At 74.6% G+C, this 20064-nt stretch carries 21 protein-coding genes; 10 read left to right on the top strand and 11 right to left on the bottom strand.

All coding sequences use genetic code 11. The annotated features are described in order from the left end of the window. Position 1: 1 nt before the first annotated feature. The 3 genes from ACFO3M_RS17815 to yaaA all read right to left on the bottom strand — a co-directional run bounded on the left by ACFO3M_RS17815 (position 2) and on the right by yaaA (position 4184). Positions 2-451: an iron chaperone gene (locus ACFO3M_RS17815; RefSeq protein WP_387991820.1), complete on the bottom strand. Its 450-nt coding sequence runs from the start codon at positions 449-451 to the stop codon at positions 2-4. 213 nt (positions 452-664) lie between these two features. Beyond that, on the bottom strand, positions 665-3277 hold the full coding sequence (locus ACFO3M_RS17810; protein WP_387991817.1) for a SpoIIE family protein phosphatase: 2613 nt from the start codon (positions 3275-3277) through the stop codon (positions 665-667). Positions 3278-3434: 157 nt separating this feature from the next. Next, positions 3435-4184: a peroxide stress protein YaaA gene (gene yaaA, locus ACFO3M_RS17805; RefSeq protein ID WP_387991814.1), complete on the bottom strand. Its 750-nt coding sequence runs from the start codon at positions 4182-4184 to the stop codon at positions 3435-3437. Between the two features lie 220 nt (positions 4185-4404). On the opposite strand from yaaA, the gene fdhA reads away from it, so the two are divergent. Further along, complete coding sequence (gene fdhA, locus ACFO3M_RS17800; RefSeq protein ID WP_387991811.1) at positions 4405-5622, top strand: formaldehyde dehydrogenase, glutathione-independent; 1218 nt, start codon at positions 4405-4407, stop codon at positions 5620-5622. A gap of 85 nt (positions 5623-5707) precedes the next feature. Here the strand turns inward: fdhA and ACFO3M_RS17795 are convergent, their stop codons facing one another. The 3 genes from ACFO3M_RS17795 to ACFO3M_RS17785 form a co-directional block, all read right to left on the bottom strand. Next, positions 5708-6805 (bottom strand): SPL family radical SAM protein, encoded by a 1098-nt coding sequence (locus tag ACFO3M_RS17795; RefSeq protein WP_387991808.1) that lies wholly within the window; start codon positions 6803-6805, stop codon positions 5708-5710. Positions 6806-6892: 87 nt separating this feature from the next. After that, complete coding sequence (locus ACFO3M_RS17790) at positions 6893-7273, bottom strand: nuclear transport factor 2 family protein (protein ID WP_387991805.1); 381 nt, start codon at positions 7271-7273, stop codon at positions 6893-6895. A gap of 54 nt (positions 7274-7327) precedes the next feature. Beyond that, positions 7328-7681: an ArsR/SmtB family transcription factor gene (locus tag ACFO3M_RS17785; RefSeq protein WP_387991802.1), complete on the bottom strand. Its 354-nt coding sequence runs from the start codon at positions 7679-7681 to the stop codon at positions 7328-7330. Positions 7682-7783: 102 nt separating this feature from the next. Here ACFO3M_RS17785 and arsM point away from each other — a divergent pair, with 102 nt between their 5' ends. Together arsM and ACFO3M_RS17775 are read left to right on the top strand one after the other, a co-directional pair. Continuing rightward, positions 7784-8536: an arsenite methyltransferase gene (gene arsM / locus ACFO3M_RS17780; protein WP_387991799.1), complete on the top strand. Its 753-nt coding sequence runs from the start codon at positions 7784-7786 to the stop codon at positions 8534-8536. Continuing rightward, the gene (locus ACFO3M_RS17775) at positions 8533-8940 is read left to right on the top strand and encodes an arsenate reductase ArsC (protein ID WP_387991796.1); all 408 of its coding nucleotides are present in this window, start codon (positions 8533-8535) and stop codon (positions 8938-8940) included. Before arsM ends, ACFO3M_RS17775 begins: the two co-directional genes overlap by 4 nt. A gap of 24 nt (positions 8941-8964) precedes the next feature. Here the strand turns inward: ACFO3M_RS17775 and ACFO3M_RS17770 are convergent, their stop codons facing one another. Next, the gene (locus tag ACFO3M_RS17770) at positions 8965-10434 is read right to left on the bottom strand and encodes an aldehyde dehydrogenase family protein (protein ID WP_387991793.1); all 1470 of its coding nucleotides are present in this window, start codon (positions 10432-10434) and stop codon (positions 8965-8967) included. A gap of 199 nt (positions 10435-10633) precedes the next feature. Between ACFO3M_RS17770 and ACFO3M_RS17765 the strand changes: the two genes are divergently transcribed. The 4 genes from ACFO3M_RS17765 to ACFO3M_RS17750 all read left to right on the top strand — a co-directional run bounded on the left by ACFO3M_RS17765 (position 10634) and on the right by ACFO3M_RS17750 (position 14780). Beyond that, positions 10634-11527: a TauD/TfdA dioxygenase family protein gene (locus tag ACFO3M_RS17765; protein ID WP_387991790.1), complete on the top strand. Its 894-nt coding sequence runs from the start codon at positions 10634-10636 to the stop codon at positions 11525-11527. A 127-nt stretch (positions 11528-11654) separates the two neighbouring features. Continuing rightward, positions 11655-12638 carry a glycine betaine ABC transporter substrate-binding protein gene (locus tag ACFO3M_RS17760; RefSeq protein ID WP_387991787.1) on the top strand — a complete coding sequence of 328 codons (984 nt, stop codon included), beginning with the start codon at positions 11655-11657 and terminating at the stop codon, positions 12636-12638. A gap of 1 nt (position 12639) precedes the next feature. Then, a complete protein-coding gene (locus ACFO3M_RS17755) occupies positions 12640-13848 on the top strand; it encodes a quaternary amine ABC transporter ATP-binding protein (protein WP_387991784.1) in 1209 nt (402 codons plus the stop codon). After that, a complete protein-coding gene (locus ACFO3M_RS17750) occupies positions 13845-14780 on the top strand; it encodes an ABC transporter permease (RefSeq protein WP_387991781.1) in 936 nt (311 codons plus the stop codon). The genes ACFO3M_RS17755 and ACFO3M_RS17750 overlap by 4 nt, the downstream gene beginning before the upstream one ends. A gap of 21 nt (positions 14781-14801) precedes the next feature. Here ACFO3M_RS17750 and ACFO3M_RS17745 read toward each other — a convergent pair whose 3' ends face one another. Next, a complete protein-coding gene (locus ACFO3M_RS17745) occupies positions 14802-15605 on the bottom strand; it encodes an exodeoxyribonuclease III (RefSeq protein WP_387991778.1) in 804 nt (267 codons plus the stop codon). 215 nt (positions 15606-15820) lie between these two features. Between ACFO3M_RS17745 and ACFO3M_RS17740 the strand changes: the two genes are divergently transcribed. After that, the gene (locus ACFO3M_RS17740) at positions 15821-17407 is read left to right on the top strand and encodes an LCP family protein (protein ID WP_387991775.1); all 1587 of its coding nucleotides are present in this window, start codon (positions 15821-15823) and stop codon (positions 17405-17407) included. 63 nt (positions 17408-17470) lie between these two features. Here the strand turns inward: ACFO3M_RS17740 and ACFO3M_RS17735 are convergent, their stop codons facing one another. Both ACFO3M_RS17735 and ACFO3M_RS17730 read right to left on the bottom strand, forming a co-directional pair. Then, on the bottom strand, positions 17471-17863 hold the full coding sequence (locus ACFO3M_RS17735) for a VOC family protein (protein ID WP_387991772.1): 393 nt from the start codon (positions 17861-17863) through the stop codon (positions 17471-17473). Further along, positions 17848-18144, bottom strand: coding sequence for an ArsR/SmtB family transcription factor (locus ACFO3M_RS17730; RefSeq protein ID WP_387991769.1), 297 nt, complete (start codon positions 18142-18144; stop codon positions 17848-17850). Before ACFO3M_RS17730 ends, ACFO3M_RS17735 begins: the two co-directional genes overlap by 16 nt. A gap of 101 nt (positions 18145-18245) precedes the next feature. Between ACFO3M_RS17730 and ACFO3M_RS17725 the strand changes: the two genes are divergently transcribed. Continuing rightward, the gene (locus tag ACFO3M_RS17725) at positions 18246-18467 is read left to right on the top strand and encodes a hypothetical protein (protein WP_387991766.1); all 222 of its coding nucleotides are present in this window, start codon (positions 18246-18248) and stop codon (positions 18465-18467) included. A gap of 68 nt (positions 18468-18535) precedes the next feature. After that, a complete protein-coding gene (locus ACFO3M_RS17720; protein WP_387991763.1) occupies positions 18536-18736 on the top strand; it encodes a hypothetical protein in 201 nt (66 codons plus the stop codon). Between the two features lie 68 nt (positions 18737-18804). Here ACFO3M_RS17720 and ACFO3M_RS17715 read toward each other — a convergent pair whose 3' ends face one another. Continuing rightward, complete coding sequence (locus ACFO3M_RS17715; RefSeq protein WP_387991760.1) at positions 18805-20016, bottom strand: acyl-CoA dehydrogenase family protein; 1212 nt, start codon at positions 20014-20016, stop codon at positions 18805-18807. Positions 20017-20064: the final 48 nt, after the last annotated feature.

Here is a 20064-nt window from a genome sequence, read left to right as displayed (position 1 = left end):
GTCAGGCGGTGGCGGTCCGCACCAGCGCGGTGACCCGCTCCTCCACCTCGGGACTCCAGCCCGTCAGCGCGAACGACACCGGCCAGAGGTCGCCGTCGTCGAGCCTCGCGGGGTCGTTGAAGCCGAGGGTCGCGTAGCGGGAGCCGAACTTGCCGGCGTCCTGGAAGAAGACGACGACCTTGCCGTCCGCGTCGGCGTAGGCGGGCATGCCGTACCAGGTCCTGGGGGCCAGGTGAGGGGCGTGCGTGGTGACCACCACGTGCACCCGCTCGGCGAGCGCCCGGTCCCCGGGGTCCATGGCCGCGATCCGGTCCAGGACGGCCTGCAGGCCGTCGGCCCGCTTCGCGCCCCTCCTCCCCTCGGCGCGCAGCTCGGCGGCGCGCTCCTTCATCGCGGCGCGCTCCTCGGCGGTGAAGCCGGTGGACTCCTGCTCGACGTCCTCCGTGGGCATCTCCAGCTCCCTCGGTGCTCTGCGGGGTCGTGCCACCGACGCTAGGGAGGGGCGGGTGCCGGGGGCTTCTCGATTCCTGACCGGATCCGGCGCCGGGCCTGCGCGGGACGAGCGCGGGGCCGGCGGGCCCTCCGGACCGCCGAGGGCCCGCCGGAGTGCTCAGCCTCGCCGGAGTGCTCAGCCTCGCCGGAGTGCTCAGCCTCGCCGGAGTGCTCAGCGCAGCGTCGGGCTCGCCGGGTCCTCGGGGACGACGTCGGGCACCCGGTTGGGGCCGGCGTCGGGCGGGCGCGGCCGGTCCTGCGGGTGCAGCCGGACCGCGACGAGCGCGACGTCGTCCTCGGGCCGGCCGTCCACCAGCCGGTACAGCACCTCGTCGAGCAGGTCGTCCAGCCGCTGCCCGGCGAGTTCCCGCAGCGCCTCGCGCAGCCGGGCCATGCCGGCGTCGAGGTCGGCGTCGCGGCGTTCGATGAGCCCGTCGGTGAACAGCAGCACGGTGGCGCCGCGGTCGAGGGTGACCACCGACTCCTCGCGGCGGGCGTCCGGGTCGACGCCGAGCAGCAGGTCGCCGCGCCAGGTGGCCAGCTCGGCCACGCTGCCGTCGGGGTTGATGACCAGCGGCGGCAGGTGCCCGGCGTTGGCCCAGCGCATCCGGGTGACGCCGCGCTCCCGCTCGTCCTGGGTCTGCTCGAAGCGGGCCACGGTGGCGGTGGCGAGGACGCGGGTCTGCAGCACGGCCATCGAGGCGTCCAGGCCGCGCAGCACCTCGCCGGGGCCGGCGTCGCTGTAGGTGGCGATGCCCCGCAGCAGGGCCCGCAGCTGCCCCATCGCGGCCGCGGCCTCGGTGTCGTGGCCGACGACGTCGCCGATGACCAGCATCGTCGCGCCGCCGGGCTGCAGGAACGCGTCGTACCAGTCCCCGCCGACCCGCGCGGCCTCGGCGGCCGGCAGGTAGCGGACGGCGATCTGGGCGTGGTCGGGCTCGGGCGGCTCGGTGAGCAGGCTGCGCTGCAGCCCCTCGGCGAGCGCCCGCTGCTGGCCGTAGAGGCGGGCGTTGTCCAGCGCCAGGCCGGCCCGGTCGGCGACGTCCTGGGCGGTGGCCAGGTCCTCGTCGCGCGGCGTCCAGCCCGCCCGCCAGTACAGCGTCATGACGCCGAGCGTGCGGTCGCGGCCGCGCAGCGGGATCGCGATCGCCGACTCGGGGGCCAGCGCGGTCAGCAGGTCGCGGGCGTCGCCCTCGGTGAGCAGGTCGCGCACGGCCTCGCCGCGCTCCATCACCGGCTCGCCGGTGAGCAGGGCGCGCATCAGCGGCGCGGTCGCCGGCATCGCGTCGAGCCGGACCGCGGCGTAGCGCTCCACCAGGGCGCGCTGCGAGGGGACGGCGTGCCAGTGCCCGACGTCGCGCGGGCGGCCGTCGGGGTCGACGACGGTGACGATGCACCAGTCGGCCAGCGCCGGGACCACCAGCCGCGGCAGGTGCCCGGTCGCGGTCTGGGGGTCGAGCGCGCCGGCGAGCTCGGCGCTGACCTGGGCCAGCAGGGCCAGCCGCTGGGCGGCGCGCTCGGCGCGGTCCTGCACGCGGCGGCGCTCGGTGACCTCGAGGAAGTAGACCGACAGTCCCTCGGGGCTGGGCCAGGCGCGCAGCTCGTACCAGCCGTTGAGCGGCGCCGGGTAGTGCGCGTCGAACTGCACCGGCGTCCCGGTGCGCACGGCGGCGCGGTAGTTCTCCTCGAACGCGCTGGCGACCGCGGCCGGGAACGCCGTCCACAGCTCCTGGCCGATCAGCTCCTCGCGGCTGCGGCCCAGCAGCCGCTCGGCCTCGGCGTTGACGTGCGTGAACCGCCACTCGCGGTCGAGGGAGTAGAAGCCGGCCGGCATGGCCTCGAGCACGCGGGTGACCCGCATGCCCGCGGCCCGCTCGGCGGTGGTGTCGTAGGCGGCGCCGAGCACGCGGGTCGCCGCGCCGCGCTCGTCGGCCAGCGTGCGACCGCGGGCCTGCACCCAGCGGGTCTCGCCGCCCGGCCAGACCACGCGGTACTCGGCCTCGTAGTCGCCGCGGCTGTCGATGCTGGCCTGCAGCGCGTCCGTGACCCGCGGCAGGTCGTCGGGGTGGACCCGCGCGTTGAAGTCCTCGATGGTGCCGCCGAACTCCTCGGGCGCGTACCCGAACATCTCGACCAGCCGCGCGTCCCAGGTCAGCTCCCCGGTGACCAGGTCCCAGTCGAACGTGCCGATCCCGGCGGCGTCGATGGCCAGGCCCCAGCGCAGCCGGTCGCTCTCGTACTCGGTGCGCAGCGCCGCGAGCTCCAGCTCCGTGACGGCGGCCGCGGCGAGCTGGCGCAGGGTGGCGACGTCGGTGTCCGACCACGACCGCGGGGCGGGGGCGACGACGCACAGGACGCCGACCGTGTGGCCGGCGGAGTCGACCAGCGGGACGCCGAGGTAGGCGCCGACGGCCCCGGCGGCCACCTGCGGCAGCTCGGCCGCGCGGGGCTCGGCGTGGGCGTCGGGCACGACGAGGGGCGCGCGCTCGGCGGCGGCGACGGCGCAGGCGGTCGTCTCGAGCGGGACCTCGCTGCCGACCGTGCCCGGCGGCAGCCCGGCGCCGCTGACGACCACCTGGACGTCGTCGAGGAGGGACAGCTGGGCGACCGGGGCGCCGACCAGCCGGGCGGCGAGCTCGGCGAGGCGGTCGAGGACGACGCTGGCGTCATGCAGCCTCAACCGGCGCGCGGCCTCGGTGCGTGGGCGGTCGGCCTTGAGCAGTTCGGCGGCGTCGCGCAGACCCGGGACGTGCGGCTCCCCGGGGAGCTCAGACGTGTCGTCCACCGAAACCCTTCGCCCGGCTCGCGGCCGACTCCTCGTACACCGGCGGTCCGGCCGGTTCTGGGTCCGCACGCCGTGTACATCGTAAGCGACGCCCCATGCGGCCAACAGGGATCACGGGACGAACCCTTCGCCGTCACGCGACGTGACGACGCGCCCCTCATGCCGCCGTGGGCAGGACCAGGGTCAGCGCGTCCGCGCCGTCGTGTTCCACGTGCAACCCCGCCCGCCGCAGCAGCGTCCGCACCCGGCCCGCGTCGTCCGGCTCCGCCGTCGTCGTGGCCAGCAGGCGGGCCACCCGGCCCTTGTGGGCCTTGTTGGCGTGACTGACCACGGTCCGGCTGCCGTCGGCCCGCTCGCTCAGGACGTCGACGGTGACCGCGCCCGGGACGGGGGCCAGCGCCTGGTAGGCCCCGCTGCGCAGGTCGACGACGAGCTCACCGGAGTCCGCGAGCACCGGGCCGAGGAGCGGGCGCCACAGGGTGCGGAGGGTGGGCAGCCCGGGGAGCGCGGAGCCCGCGGACAGCCGGTAGGCCGGGATGGCGTCGGTGGCGCGGACCAGGCCGAACAGCGCCGACCCGACGGCGAGCCGGCGGTCGGCCCGGGCCCGCTGCGCGCGCGTCAGGGTGCGGACGGCGAGGGCGTCGTAGAGGACGCCGGTGTAGCGCTCGAGCGCGGGCCTGGTGGGGCTGGTGCACAGCGCGGCGTTGCGGGCCAGCTCGGCGTCCTGGCCGGGGGACAGGCCCAGCGCGGCGCGGGCGGCGGGCGGGTCGGCGGCCAGCCGGACCAGCGCCTCGACCAGCCGCGCGCGCAGCGGGGTGAGCTCCGGCGTGGAGAGGGCGGTCAGGTCGAGCGGGGCGCCGTCGCCGTCCGGGGACTTGGTCTCCGAGGGCGGGAGCAGTACGAGCACGACCGGCGACGGTACGTCGCAACGTGCCGTGGTCCGGGAAGGGGTCGGTGTCGCCGCCGAGACCGTCCCGTGACCCGGGCCACACTCTTTCCCCGCCGGACCCCGAGACCAGGAGTCCCGTCCTGGCGAGGGGAGCGGCACCAGGGCTGCGCCGGCCGGCGCGGCGACGGAGACGGTGTCCGGCACAGCGCCGTGCCGGCTGCCGAGAGGAGGCACGTCCGTGGCGAACAAGGCGGTCATGTACATGGGTCCGGGCAAGGTCGAGGTCGCGGACCTGGACTACCCGGGGCTCGAGCTCAAGGAGGGACCCGGGGTCAACCCGGCCAACGTCGGCCGCAAGACGCCGCACGGGGTCATCCTGCGGACGGTCGCCACCAACATCTGCGGCAGCGACCAGCACATGGTCCGCGGCCGGACGACGGCGCCCGAGCGGCTCGTCCTCGGCCACGAGATCACCGGCGAGATCGTGGAGAAGGGGCCCGACGTCGAGTTCCTCGAGGTCGGCGACATCGTCAGCGTGCCCTTCAACATCGCCTGCGGCCGCTGTCGCAACTGCAAGGAGGGCAAGACCGGCATCTGCCTGAACGTCAACCCCGACCGCCCCGGCTCCGCCTACGGCTACGTGGACATGGGCGGCTGGACCGGCGGGCAGGCCGAGTACGTGATGGTCCCCTACGCGGACTGGAACTGCCTGAAGTTCCCCGACCGGGACCAGGCGCTGGCGAAGATCCGCGACCTGACGATGCTGTCGGACATCTTCCCGACCGGCTACCACGGCTGCGTCACCGCCGGCGTGGGCACCGGCTCGACGGTCTACATCGCGGGCGCCGGCCCGGTGGGGCTCGCGGCGGCCGCCTCGGCGCAGCTGCTCGGTGCCGCCGTCGTCATCGTCGGCGACCTCAACGCCGACCGGCTGGCCCAGGCCCGCAGCTTCGGCTGCGAGACCGTTGACGTCTCCCAGGGCGACCCGAAGGACCAGATCGACCAGATCCTCGGCACGCCCGAGGTGGACTGCGGCGTCGACGCCGTCGGCTTCGAGGCGCGCGGGCACGGCTCGGACGCCTCCCGCGAGGCGCCGGCCACGGTCCTCAACTCGCTGATGGACATCACGCGGGCCGGCGGCGCGCTGGGCATCCCGGGCCTCTACGTGACCGGCGACCCGGGCGCGGTCGACGACGCGGCGAAGGAGGGGTCGCTGTCGATCCGGCTGGGCCTGGGCTGGGCGAAGTCGCACGCGTTCACCACCGGCCAGTGCCCGGTCATGCGCTACCACCGCCAGCTGATGATGGCGATCCTGCACGACAGGGTGCAGATCGCGAAGGCGGTCAACGCGACGGTGATCCCGCTCGAGGAGGCGCCGCGCGGCTACCAGGAGTTCGACCAGGGCGCGGCGAAGAAGTACGTGCTCGACCCGAACGGCCTCATCCCGGCCGCCTGATCCCGGTCGCCTGGCCCGACGATCATGGCGCCGTGACCGCCGCCGGCCGTCCGGCACGGTCCCGGCGCCATGATCGCGGGCGGACTCAGGTCCAGTAGAGGAAGCGGGCCCGGGGGAACCGGTCGGCGACGGCGGCCTCGAACCAGGGGCGCAGCTCGGCCATCGTCTCCCTCGGGTAGACGTGCTTGACCGAGCCGAACCTCCCGCGCTTGAGCGTGCGCGTCGACTCGTCCATCTCGAGCTTCGTCCGCGGGTACCAGTCGAGCAGCGTCTCCTTGCTGCCCGGCGTGAACCGGTGGGTGATGCACTCGACGGTGAGGTCGGCGTCCGCCGGCAGGGCCGCGGCGACGGCGTCGAGCAGGGCGCCGTACTCCTCGCGCCAGCCGTCCACCGGCATGATCGGCGCGATGGTCAGGCCGACCGGGTAGCCGGCGCGGGCGACGGCGGCCAGGGCGGCGATGCGCGCCCCGACCCGGGCCGTGGCGCCCTCGAACCGGCGGGCGACAGGGGCGGCGTTGAGGCTGAACCGGAGCCGGGTGCGCCCGCCGTGCGGCAGGTCCAGCAGCCCGGCGACGTCGTCGAACTTGGTGGTCGCCCGCAGCTGCACGGGGCCCGGCCACGCGTGGGTGCCGAAGTGCTCGACCATGCGGGCCAGGCCGCCGGTGAGGTGCTCGATCGCCAGCGGGTCGGTGTAGCAGGACGCCTCGAACGTCGTCCCCTCGCCGCCGCGCTCGAGCGTGCCGGAGGTGATGCGGCCCCGGCCGACGTAGTCGTCGAGGCCCTCGAGCACCTCGTCGAGGTCGGCCCACACGCGGGTGATCGGCGGGCCGGACAGCGACCCGGCGAGGTAGCAGTACTGGCAGTGCGCGGGGCAGCCCTCGGCCAGGTCGAGCCGGAAGTCCGCCGACGGCGGGATCGGCTGCAGCCGGCGCTTGGACGGCGGCGGGACGACCAGCGCCATCGTGTCCTTGGCGGCCATGAACGCCGCGCGGTCGTCGTCACCGCGCAGCGAGGGCAGCCGGTCACCGGGCAGCAGGTCGATCGCGTCGACGCCGGCGGCCTCGAGGCGGCGCAGGACGCGCTGCCCGTGCGGGCGCTCGGCGGCCGAGCGGGTGACGAGGACGCGGCTGGGCGTCCACAGGCGGGTGGGGGAGGGGGCCCCGAGCAGGGCGGGTGCGGTCATCGACGGGTACAACACCGCGACGCCCCGGCCGATGCCCCTGCGCGGGACGTCCCCGCAGGTCAGCCCGTGAGTCGGGCCACTCCAGGATCAGGGTGCCGCCCGCCAGCGCGCCCGCCACCCGGGCGCCTCCCAAGCCTCGCCGACGTAGATCGTCTCGCGGGACACCCGGTCTCCCCGGAACTCGTAGACGGCCGGTCCGTACATCCACGGGCCACCGTCGTAGCGGGCGCGCACCTCCACCACCCAGAAGTCGTCCCGCCCCCGCACACGGACGATCTCGAGGTCGACCTGGGCCGGGTACTCCCGGCGCCACTCCCGGAAGTTCGCCACGCCCTCGAACCGCTCACCGGACTGCGGGAACTCGAGGACGGCGTCCTCGTGGTAGATCTCGCTGGCGCGGTCCTCGTCGCCCGCCGCGCTGTGACGGATGTAGTGCTCCAGCGCGGCCCGGACCGACTGCTCGTCCATGACCCGATGCTGCCCGCCGCATCCCCGGACGTCGACGGGTACCGGGGCGCGGACTCAGGACGCGGCGGTGGTGAGGACCGCGGCGAGGGAGTCCAGAGCGCCGGGCACGAGCGCGTAGTAGGCCCACACGCCGCGCTTCTCGCGGGTGAGCAGGCCGGCGTCGACGAGGACCCGGAGGTGGTGCGACACCGTCGGCTGGGACAGGCCGAGGGGCTCGACGAGGTCGCAGACGCAGGCCTCACCGCCGTCGTGGGCGGCCACCAGCGACAGCAGCCGGAGCCGCGCCGGGTCGGCGACGGCCTTGAGCGTCCCGGCCAGGGTGGCGGCGTCCGCGGCGCTCAGGGGTGCGCGGACCGGCGGCGCGCAGCACGCGTCCGTCCCCGGGGTGAGCGGCAGCGACGTCGGCACGGCGCCAGTGTCGCACCGGACATCCACGGACGTCGATATCGACAGGCGTCGATGTGTGTGGCACCGTCCTGTCATCGACGTCCATCGATGCGTGGAGGGGCCATGACCGGGACGGAGGCGGACCTGCGGGAGCAGGTCCGGGCGCGCTACGCCGCGGCCGCGCAGGAGGTCGGCGGCTGCTGCGGTCCGGCGGCCGGGGACGACGGGCGCTTCGGCGCCGGCCTGTACGACGCCGAAGCCACCGAGGGGCTCCCCGAGGAGGCCGTGCTGGCGTCGCTCGGCTGCGGCAACCCGGTCGCCGTCGCCGACCTGCGGGAGGGGGAGCGGGTGCTCGACCTGGGCTCCGGCGGGGGCATCGACGTGCTGCTCTCGGCCCGCCGCGTCGGCCCCACGGGCTTCGCCTACGGCGTGGACATGACCGACGAGATGCTCGGCCTCGCCCGCGCCAACGCGGCGGAGGCCGGCGCGACGAACGTGGAGTTCCGCAGGGGCACCATCGAGGACCTGCCGCTCGAGGACGCGAGCGTCGACGTCGTCATCTCCAACTGCGTCGTGAACCTGTCGACCGACAAGGCCGCGGTGCTCGCCGAGACGTTCCGCGTGCTCGCCCCCGGCGGGCGCATCGGCATCTCCGACGTCGTCGCCGAGGACTCCGTGAGCCCGGCCGAGCGCGCCGAGCGCGGCTCCCACGTCGGCTGCATCGCCGGCGCCCTGTCCCGGTCCGAGTACCTCGACGGGCTGGCCGCGGCCGGTTTCGCCGACGCCTCGGTCACCTTCACGCACGAGGTCGCGCCCGGCCTGCACGGCGCGATCGTGCGGGCGGTCAAGCCCCCGTCTGCGACGGTGGTCCCGTGACCGCCCGCCCCAGTGTCCTGTTCGTCTGCGTGCACAACGCCGGCCGCTCCCAGATGGCCGCCGGCTGGCTGCGCCACCTCGCCGGGGACGCCGTCGAGGTGCGCTCGGCCGGCTCCCTGCCCGCCGACCGGGTCAACCCCGCGGCCGTCGAGGCCATGGCCGAGGTCGGCATCGACGTCACCGCCCAGCGGCCGAGGGTGCTCACCACCGAGGCGGTCGAGGCCTCCGACGTCGTCGTCACCATGGGCTGCGGCGACGCCTGCCCGGTCTTCCCCGGCAAGCGCTACCTCGACTGGGAGCTCGAGGACCCGGCCGGCAGGGGTGTCGAGGCCGTGCGGCCCATCCGCGACGAGATCGAGCGGCGGGTCCGCGCGCTGGTCGCCGAGCTGGTGCCCGCCCGCTGACCCGCCCGGCCCGACGGGCGGAGCTCAGTCGAGCCAGCCGCTGCGGCCCGGCGACCGCCGCCGCCACACGTGCTTGAGCTCGCGGTACTCGGCCAGCCCGGTGGGCCCGAGCTCCCGCCCGACGCCGGACTGCCCGCGCCCGCCCCACTCCGCCCCGGGGACGTACGGGTGGTAGTCGTTGATCCACACCGTGCCGCAGCGCAGGGCGGCGGCCACCCGCTCGGCGCGCTCGTCGTCGCCGGTCCACACCGCCCCGGCCAGGCCGTACACGGTGTCGTTGGCCAGCGCGACCGCCTCCTGCTCGTCGGTGAAGGTCTCCACGGTGAGGACCGGGCCGAAGACCTCCTCGCGGACGACGGCCGTGTCCCGCCGGCACCCGGTCAGCACCGTCGGCCGGTAGAAGAAGCCGTCCCGCAGCGCGGGGTCCTCCGGACGGCGTCCGCCGGCGGCCAGGACCGCGCCGTCGGCCAGGGCCCCGGCGACCATCCCCTCGGTCCTCGCCCGCTGCGCCGCCGAGATCAACGGCCCTGACTGGGTGCGCTCGTCCCGCCCGTCGCCGAGCCGGATCGCCTCCGCGCCGGCGACCAGGCCGGCCACGACGGCGTCGTGCACGTCGGCGTGCACGATCAGCCGCGAGCCGGCCGAGCAGACCTGCCCCGCGTGCAGGAACGCCGCGTACAGGGCGTTGTCGACCGCGACGTCCACGTCGACGTCGGGGAAGACGACGTTCGGGTTCTTGCCGCCGAGCTCGCAGTGCACCCGCTTCACGGTGTCCGCGGCGGCGCGCAGGACGGCGCGGCCGGTGGCGGTGCCGCCGGTGAAGCTGACCAGGTCGACGCCGGGGTGCGCGACCAGCGCCGCCCCCACCTCCCCGTCGCCGAGCACCAGGTTGACCACCCCCGAGGGGAGACCCGCCTCGGCCAGCAGGGACAGCAGGTGCGCGGTGGTCAGCGGCGTGAGCTCGCTGGGCTTGACCACCGCCGTGCAGCCGGCCGCGAGCGCGGGGGCGAGCTTCCAGGAGATCTCGAGCAGCGGGTAGTTCCACGGCGTGACCAGCGCGCACACGCCGGCGGGCTCGGCGACGACCCGGCTGTCGACGCCCGGGCCCGCGTCGACCACCCGCGAGACGTCGACGACCGCCAGCCCGGCGTAGTACCGCAGCACCGCGACCACGTCGTCGACGTCGGCCCGGCTCTCGCGCAGGGTCTTGCCGGTGTCGCGCGTCTCCAGCAGCGCGACGTGCTCGCGGTCGCGGACCAGCAGGTCCGCGGTGCGGTGCAGCAGGTCCGCGCGCTCGGCCGCGGGCAGGCCGGACCACTTCCCGGACTCGAACGCCGCCCGCGCCGCCGCGACCGCGCGGTCGACGTCGCCGGGCGTGGCGGCGTCGTGCGCGGCCACGAGCGACCCGTCGAACGGGTCGAGGACCCGCAGGACGCGGCCGGAGCGGGCGTCCTGCCACGTCCCGTCGATGAACAGCGAGCCGGGCACGGACACGGCGGGACCCCTAGTCGTCAGGAGGCGGGAACACCCGCTACGGTAATCCCCATGCAGTCGGTCGGGATTGTGCGGATTGCGCTCGTCGAGCGCCGGCACGTCGACCTGCTGCGGTGCGCGAGCGCGCTCTGTCGGGCCTGAGTCCCGTCCCCGGTCCTCGGCCCGTCCGCTCGTCCGCACCCATCCCTGGAGACCTCGCATGACCCTGCTCGCTGCTGCCCCGACCACGCCCGCCGACCTCGACGGCGGCGTCCTCGACCTCGAGCGCCTGGAGCCGACCATCGGCGCCCGGGTCCACGGCGTCGACCTCGCCCGTGCCACCGACGAGCAGGTCCGGGCGATCCGGGCCGCGCTCGCCGAGTACAAGGTGCTGTTCTTCGCCGGCCAGCACGACCTGCACCCCGACGGCCAGATCGCCCTCGGCCGCCGCCTGGGCGAGGTCACCGAGTCGCACCCGGTCGTCCCGGGCGTCGACGAGCAGCACCCGGAGATCTACGCGCTCGACAGCGCGACCGGTGGCTTCGCCGACGTCTGGCACACCGACGTCACCTTCGTGCGCCGGCCGCCGCTGGGATCGGTCCTGCGGGCCGTCGTCCTCCCGCCGACCGGCGGCGACACCCAGTGGGCCGACCTGGAGCTGGCCTACCGCTCGCTGTCCGAGCCGCTGCAGCGCCTGGCCGACCAGCTCGTCGCCGTGCACGACGGCACCCGCGAGTTCGGCTACTACATCGCCCAGCGCGAGGAGCGCACGAAGTGGGAGGGCGAGGAGTACCGCGCCCTCGTCCCCGTCGCGCACCCGGTCGTGCGCGTGCACCCCGAGACCGGCCGCAAGGGGCTGTTCGTCAACCCCGGCTTCGTCTCGCACATCGAGGGCGTCTCCGACGCCGAGAGCCGGTACCTGCTCGACCTGTTCTACGCGCACATCACCAAGCCGGAGCACGTCGTGCGGCACCGCTGGTCCGTCGGTGACGTCGTGATGTGGGACAACCGGTCGACGGTGCACTACGCCAACCGCGACTACGGCGACCAGCGCCGTGTCATGCACCGCATCACCCTCCGGGGCGACGCCCCGGTCGGGCCCGCCGCCGTCTGACCCCGGCCGCCGCCCTCCCCGACCGACCGCGGTACGAGGCGCAGGCTCCTCCAGGGGGCCTGCGCCTCGTACTGTGCCCACACCTGCTGCGGCCCGTCAGGGCCCACGTCCCCAGGAAGAGGACCCCATGCAGCACACTCCCCTCCGCCCCCGCACCTCCGCCGTGGTGCTCACCGCCCTGCTGACCGCAGCCCTCGCCGGGTGCACGAGCGAGGAGGCGGGCTCCGGTGGCAGTGGCAGTGGCAGTGGCACCGGCAGCGGCGGTGGCGACGGCATCACCGTCCAGACCGCCCAGTTCAGCTGGACCGCCGCCGGCCTGACCAACGGCATCCTGGGCGAGATCGCCGCCGACAACCCCGACCTCGGCGTCGCCTCGCTGGCGACCACCCAGCTCGACCCGGCCGCCGCCTGGGCCGGCGCCGCGCGCGGTGACATCGACCTGCTCACCGAGGTGGCCCTGCCCAACCAGCAGGAGCTGGCCGACTCGGCCGCCGACCGGGTCGAGATCGTCTCGGAGACCTACGGCGACGCCGCGCAGGGCTGGTTCGTGCCGGCCTACGCCGTCGAGCCGGGCGGGCCGCTGGAGGGGCTGACCAGCGTCACCCAGCTCAACGACTACGCCGAGGAGCTCGGCGGCAAGTTCTACGACGCCGACCCCGGCTACATCACCACCGAGCAGAACGCCAAGCGGCTCCAGGGCTACGGCATCGAGCTGGAGCACGTCGTCTCCAGCGAGGCGGCCGAGCTCGCCCAGCTGGAGAACAGCTACAGCCGCGAGGAGCCGATCGTGCTGTACCTGTACCACCCGCACGCGGTCTTCGCGCAGTACGACATGGTGCAGCTCGAGGAGCCCACGCCCTACACCGAGGGCTGCCTCACCGAGGGGAACGGCGCCTGCGCGATGCCCTCCTACAGCGCCAACATCGCCGCCAGCGACGAGCTGCGGGACCAGGCCCCGGGCTTCGTCGAGCTGCTGACGAACTTCCGCATCTCGGTCGAGGAGATGGAGGAGATGCAGAAGCAGGTCGACGTCGACGGTGAGGACGTGGCCACGGTGGCGCGCGAGTGGGTCGACGCCCACGGCGACCAGATCGACGAGTGGATCGGCTGACGTGACCGCGCCGGTGCTGCGCGTCTCGGGCCTGACCAAGGTCTTCGGGGCGCGGGAGCAGGAGGCCCTGCGGTTGGCCGGGGAGGGGCTCGGGCGCGACGAGATCCAACGGCGCACCGGGGCGACGCTCGCCGTCCACGACGTCAGCTTCGCCGTCGAGCGCGGGGAGCTCTTCGTCGTCATGGGGCTGTCGGGCTCGGGCAAGTCCACGCTGGTCCGCCTGCTCAACCGGCTCATCGAGCCCAGCGCCGGCACCGTCGAGGTCGAGGGCCGGGACCTGCGGGCGCTCGACGACGCGCAGCTGCGCGCGGTCCGCAACGAGAAGATCAGCATGGTCTTCCAGCACTTCGCGCTGATGCCGCACCGCACGGTCCGCGAGAACGCCGCCTACGCGCTCAAGGTCCGCGGCGCGAGCGCGGCCGAGCAGCGCGAGCGGGCGGACTGGGCGCTGGGGACGGTGGGGCTGCTGGAACGGGCCGACGCCCGGCCCGACGAGCTGTCCGGCGGCATGCGCCAGCGCGTGGGCCTGGCCCGCGCGCTGGCCGCGGACTCGGAGGTGCTGCTCATGGACGAGCCGTTCTCCGCGCTGGACCCGCTGATCCGCCGCGACATGCAGGACCTGCTGGAGCGGCTGCAGGCGGAGCTGGCGAAGACCATCGTGTTCATCACCCACGACCTCAACGAGGCCATGCGGCTGGGCGACCGGATCCTCATGCTCAAGGACGGGCGGACGGTGCAGCTCGGCACCGGGCCGGAGATCATCTCCGCGCCCGCCGACGACTACGTCGCCGACTTCACCTCCGACGTCGACCGGACCCGCGTGCTCACCGCGGGCGACCTGCTCCGCGAGCCCCGGCTGACCGCCCGGCTCGGCGACGCGCCCGGCGACGTGCTCAAGGCGCTGGGTGCGGCCGAGGCCAACGGCGTCTACGTCCTCGACGACGGCGGGCGGATCGCCGGCGTCGCCCGCGACGACCTGCTCGCCCGCGCGGTGCAGGAGGGCCGGTCCGCCCTCGGCCCGCGCGAGCTGGTCCCCGACCACGCGACCATCGCGGCCGACCGCCCGGTCGTCGAGTTCGTGCACCTGGTCGGGCGGCACCCCGTGCCGCTCGGCGTCGTCGACGACGGCGGGCGGCTGCTCGGCGTCGTCCCGCGGGCCGCGGTGCTCGACGCGCTGTCGGCCGTCCCGGTCCGGGGGAGGCGCCCGTGATCCCGCACATCCCGCTCGGCCAGTGGGTCGCCGACCTCATCGACTGGCTGCTCGCCACCGTCCCGTGGCTGTTCGACGCCATCTCGAACGTCATGCAGGTCCTCGTGGACGGGCTCACCGACGTGCTGGTCTCCCCGCCGCCGGTGGTGTGGATCGTGGTCTTCACGGTGCTCGCCCTGCTGCTGCGCGGCCCGTGGCTGGCGCTCTACACCGTCCTGGCGTTCCTGCTGGTGGTCTCGCTGGAGCTGTGGGTCGAGACCATGCAGACCCTCGCGCTGGTGCTCGTGGCCGCGGTCATCGCCGCGGCGATCGGGATCCCCCTCGGGATCCTGGCGGCCCGCTCCCGGGCGGTGAGCATGACGGTCCGGCCGGTGCTCGACTTCATGCAGACGCTGCCGGTGTTCGTCTACCTGATCCCCGCCGTCTTCTTCTTCGGCGTGGGCGTCGTGCCGGGCGTCGTGGCGACCATCCTGTTCGCCATCCCGCCGGGCGTGCGGCTGACCGAGCTGGGCATCCGGCAGGTCGACCGCGAGGTGGTGGAGGCGGCGCAGGCCTTCGGCGCCCGCCCGGGACAGGTGCTGCGCGAGGTCCAGCTGCCGCTGGCGCTGCCGTCGATCATGGCCGGCGTCAACCAGGTGATCATGCTGGCGCTGTCCATGGTCGTCACCGCCGGCCTGCTCGGCGCGGCCGGCCTGGGCGCGGTGGTGGTGCGGGCGGTCACCCAGCTCGACGTCGCCAGCGGCTTCGAGGGCGGCCTGGCCGTCGTCCTGCTGGCCATCTTCCTCGACCGGCTGACCGCGTCCTTCGGGCAGCAGACCGCCCTGTCGCGGGTGCTGCGCCTGCGCCGGCGGCCCGCCGAGCGGGCCCCGGCGGCCCGGGCCACGGAGCCCGAGGTCGCGTCGTCGCCCGCCGGTGCGCGCGTGACCACCTGACGGCGGCCGCCCGCCGGACCCTCAGTCCGCCAGCTCGACCACCACGGGGGCGTGGTCGCTGGCGCCCTTGCCCTTGCGCTCCTCGCGGTCGATGAGCGCCCCGCTCACCCGGGCCGCCAGCGACGGGGTGCCGAGCACGAAGTCGATCCGCATGCCCTCGCGGCGGGGGAAGCGCAGCTGCGTGTAGTCCCAGTACGTGTAGACGCCGGGCCCGGGGGCCAGCGGCCGGACGACGTCGGCGTACCCGGCGTCGACGACGGCGCGGAACGCCTCCCGCTCGGGCGCCGAGACGTGCGTCGAGTGCGCGAAGACGCTCATGTCCCACACGTCCTCGTCCTGGGGGGCGATGTTCCAGTCGCCGACCAGCGCGACCTGCGCCGCAGGGTCCGCGGCCAGCCAGCTCCCGGCCGCGGTGCGCAGCGCGGCCAGCCACTCGAGCTTGTAGTCGTAGTGCGGGTCGCCGAGCTGCCGGCCGTTGGGCACGTACAGGCTCCACACCCGCACCCCGCCGCAGGTGGCGCCGAGCGCGCGGGCCTCGGCGGCGGGCTCGGCACCCTCCTTGGCCGCCCACGTCGGCATGCCGGGGAACCCCACCTCGACGTCGGCCAGCCCGACCCGGGAGACGACGGCGACGCCGTTCCACTGCGAGTGGCCGACGTGCGCCACCTCGTAGCCGAGCTCGGTGAACCGCTCCTCGGGGAACTGGTCGTCGCGGCACTTGGTCTCCTGCAGCGCCAGGACGTCGACGTCGCGGCGCTGCAGCCAGGCCGTCACCCGGTCGACCCGGGTCCGGATGGAGTTGACGTTCCAGGTGGCGAGGCGCACGGTCCCCGAGCCTATGGGGCACCGGGGGTGACCGCCGGGGCCCGTCCGGGCACCGCCCGTGACCAGGGGAGACGCACCTCACGCCCGTTCGGGTGCCCGGGGGCGGTGCTGGGTACGGAGACGCCCGTGACCGCCAGCCGCGAGTGGGATCATGGCCGGATGACCAGGACCCGTGGGAGCGAGATGAGCCGACCCGGTGCAGCCCGGGTGCGTCCGTGAACGAGGACGTCACCCGGCCGATCGGCGACGCCCCGTCCCTCCCGCCGGTGCCCTCGGGGAAGGGAGCGGCCCGCCAGGGGCGCACCCGCCGGCAACGGCGCGAGTCGCGGTCCCTCGCGGCGGTGCTCGGCCTGACCGCCGTCAACGCCGTCGTCCCCGGGACCGCGTTCCTGGCCTCCGGACGGCGCCGCCTGGGCGCGGTCGTCCTGGTCCTGTTCGTGCTGCTCGTCGGCGCCGGCGTCTGGCTGGCCACCGCCGGCCGGCGCACCGCGGTGCGGCTGGCCGTCGACTCCTCGTCGCTGAACTGGATCGTCGCCGCGCTGGTCGTGCTCGCGGTCGCGTGGGTCGCCGTCGTCGTCACCGGCTACCGCTCGCTGCTGCCGCGGCACAGCTCCGCCCCGCGGCACGCCGTCGGTGCCGTCCTGGTGGCCCTCCTGGTCGCGGGGATCGCCTACCCGGCCTACCGGGTCGGGGAGGTGGCGGTGGCGCAGCGCGGCCTGCTCGACGGCGTGTTCGCCGACGACCGCGAGTCGGCCACCGTCGAGGACACGCCGGACCCGTTCGGCAGCAAGGAGCGGGTGAACGTCCTGCTCCTGGGCGGCGACGGGGGCGAGGGCCGCGAGGGCGTGCGCACCGACACCGTCATCGTCGCCAGCGTCGAGACCGAGACCGGTGAGACGACGCTGTTCAGCCTGCCGCGGAACCTGGAGGACCTGCCCTTCCCGGCCGACAGCCCGCTGGCGGAGATCTACCCCGAGGGCTTCGAGTCCGGCAGCGAGAGCGAGAGCCTGCTCAACTCCGTCTACCGCAACGGGCCGGCCGACCACCCGGACGTCCTCGGCCCCACCGACGACCCCGGCGCGGACTTCCTCAAGCTCGGCGTCGGCGAGGCGCTCGGCCTCCACATCGACTACTTCGTGCTGGTCAACCTCGACGGGTTCAGCCGGCTCGTCGACGCCCTCGGCGGCATCACGGTCAACGTCAACTACTACGTGCCGATCAACGGCATCACCGGTGAGGAACTGCCCGACGACTACATCGCGCCGGGGCCGGACCAGCACCTCGACGGGTACCTCGCCCTGCAGTTCGCCCGCGGCCGGTACGGGCTCACCGACTACGACCGCATGGACCGGCAGCGCTGCACCATCAAGGCGATCGTCGACGAGGCCGACCCGATCACCCTGCTGGAGCAGTACCAGGAGCTGGCCGCGACGACGCAGGACATCGTCAGCACCGACATCCCGCGGTCGGCGCTCGACGACTTCGTCGACCTGGCGTTCCTGGTCAAGGACGCCGAGATCCGCAGCGTCGTCTTCGACACCAGCCTGATCGACCCCGCGTACCCCGACTACGACCGGATGCGCCAGATCGTGGAGGACACCCTCTCCGGCGCCGCCGGCACGTCCGCTCCCGCGCCGGCCCCGGGGACCAGCGCCTCCGGCGCCGAGGTGCCCAACGGGACGCCGCCCGCCCCGGTCGAGGGTGCCCCCACGGCCACCGAGGTCGACGACGCGTGCGCCTTCAACCCGGCGCAGGCGCAGGCCGCCCTGGCCGCCGGCGAGCCGCCCAGCCGCAACGGCTGAGGAAGGACCCCGCTGCCCCCACCGCTCGCAGGCTCGCGGCGGGACCCTGCAGCGGGGCCGCCGTCAGGTCGCCGGGGCGCTGGCGATCTGGAGGAGGTTGCCGCAGGTGTCGTCGAGGACGGCGGTGGTCACCGGGCCCATCTCCAGGGGCTCCTGGGTGAACCGCACGCCGAGGGCCTTGAGCCGCTCGGTCTCGGCGTGCACGTCGGCCACGGTGAAGGAGTTGTAGGGGATGCCGTCGGCCATGAGCGCCTTCTTCCACGACTGCGCCGCCGGGTGGGCGTCGGGCTCGAGGACCAGCTCCACGCCGTCGGGCGCCTCGGGCGAGACGACGGTCAGCCAGCGGTGCTCGCCGAGCGGCACCTCGGTCTTCTTCACGAAGCCGAGCACCTCGGTGTAGAAGCGCAGCGCCTTCTCCTGGTCGTCGACCAGCACGCTGGTCAGGGTGATCCGCACGGGCCCTCCTCCGTGTCCAGCCGCCACCTCTCGACGATGGCGAGCAGCGGTGCGGTGTCCAGGTGGTGGAACTTGTAGCGACCCTCCCGCCGGGTCCGGACCAGGCCCGCCTGCTCGAGGACCTCGAGGTGCTGGGAGACGGCCTGGCGCGACGAGCCCACCCCGTGCCGCTGGATCAGCCGGGTGCACAGCTCGAACAGCGTCTGGCCGTCCCGGTCCTGCAGCTCGTCGAGCAGTGCGCGCCGGGTCGGATCAGCGAGGGCCCTGAACACGTCGCCCACGGCCGGACGATACGCAAGCACACGCTTGCCTGTCCAGTGCCGCGGCGTCTGGTTGGCTCGGGCGGGGAGCCGGTCCGGGGACCGGCGGGAACGGAGGCGACATGGGCGGCGGACCGGCACGGCCCGGGGACGGCGGGACGACGGCGCGGCGGGAGCGGCTGGTGGCGCTGCTCGTCCTCGGCATCGGGGTGGTGCTGCTGCTCTCCTCGCCGACGTGGTTCGCCAGCGACCGGGGCGGCGTCGGCGTCGCCCAGCTGTTCGTGGGCGTCGTCCTGCTCGCCGTCGGCGGCTTCCTCCTGCGGCGGTCCCGCTCGGTCCGCTGACGTTGCGGCGCCGGGTGACCGGCACCACACTCCGGGGGACCCAGCGGGCCCCAGGACGGAGGACGCACGTGAAACTGGAGAAGCGGCACCTGCTCGAGATCCTGCGCACCGAGGGCGACCACTCCACCGCGGACGCGGTGGAGAGCCGGTTGCCCGACGAGATCGACACCGACCGCGACGCCGACGCGCTGTCCGGCGTCGGCCTGGACCGCACCCAGTTGCTCGCGAAGCTGGCCGCCGGGGGCTTCGGGACGACGCTGTCCCCGTGAGCTGAGCCCGGACGTGCGACGGGCCGGCACCCCACCGGGGTGCCGGCCCGTCCGGCGTTCCGCTGTCCTCAGCCCACGTACGGACGCTCGCGGGCGAGCTCCTCCTTGGCCACCGACCGCAGGTGCACCGCGTCCGGGCCGTCGGCGATGCGCAGCGTGCGGGCCGAGGCGTAGAAGCGCGCGAGCACGGTGTCGTTGCTGACGCCGGCGCCGCCGTGCACCTGGATGGCCCGGTCGATGACGTCGCAGGCGACGTTCGGCGCGATCACCTTGATGGCGGCGATCTCGGTGCGGGCGCCCTTGGCGCCGTACTTGTCGATCAGGTCGGCGGTGCGCAGCACCAGCAGCCGGGCCTGGTCGATCTCCATGCGCGAGCGGGCGATGGTCTCGCGGACGGTGCCCTGCTCGGCCAGCGGCCGGCCGAAGGCGACCCGCTTCTGCGCGCGGTCGACCATGAGCGCCAGCGCCCGCTCGGCCATGCCCAGGGCGCGCATGCAGTGGTGGATGCGACCGGGGCCCAGCCGCGCCTGGGCGATCATGAAGCCGTCGCCCTCGCCGGCGAGGATGTTGCTCACCGGGACCCGGACGTCGGTCAGCCGCATCTCGGAGTGGCCGTGCTGGTCCTGGTACCCGAACACCGGCAGGTGCCGGATGATCTCCAGACCCGGGGTGTCGCGCGGCACGAGGACCATCGACTGCTGCCGGTGCGGGGCGCCCTCGGGGTCGGTCTTGCCCATGAGGATGAAGATCTGGCAGCGCTCGTCGGCGGCGCCGCTGGTCCACCACTTGCGGCCGTTGATCACGTACTCGTCGCCGTCGCGGACGATCGACGTCTGGATGTTGCGGGCGTCGGAGGAGGCGACGTCGGGCTCGGTCATCGCGAAGGCCGAGCGGATCTCGCCCTCGAGCAGCGGCTCGAGCCAGCGCTGCTTCTGCTCGGGCGTCCCGAACATCATCAGCGTCTCCATGTTGCCGGTGTCCGGGGCACCGCAGTTGGTCACCTCGGGGGCGATCGTGGGCGACCAGCCCATGATCTCGGCGACCGACGCGTACTCGAGGTTGGTCAGCCCCCCGAGCTCGTGGTGGAAGAGGTTCCAGAGGCCGCGGGCGCGGGCCTCCTTCTTGAGGTCCTCGAGCACCGGCGGGTGCTCGTGGTTGTCGTGGCCGCGCTCGGCGCGCCACGCCTCGTACACGGGCTCGGCGGGGAAGACCTGCTCACGCATGAAGTCCCACATCCGGCCGCAGACGTCCTCGGCTCGGGCGGAGAGGGCGAAGTCCATGCGTCGGAAGGTAGCCCGCCGCGTGACCGGCGTCGCACCGGGGTCGCG

Source organism: Geodermatophilus arenarius, assembly GCF_042654585.1.
GTDB classification, from domain to species: domain Bacteria; phylum Actinomycetota; class Actinomycetes; order Mycobacteriales; family Geodermatophilaceae; genus Geodermatophilus; species Geodermatophilus arenarius.
Note: the sequence above shows the minus strand (reverse complement) of the source record. Positions and strands in the feature narration are given on the sequence as shown.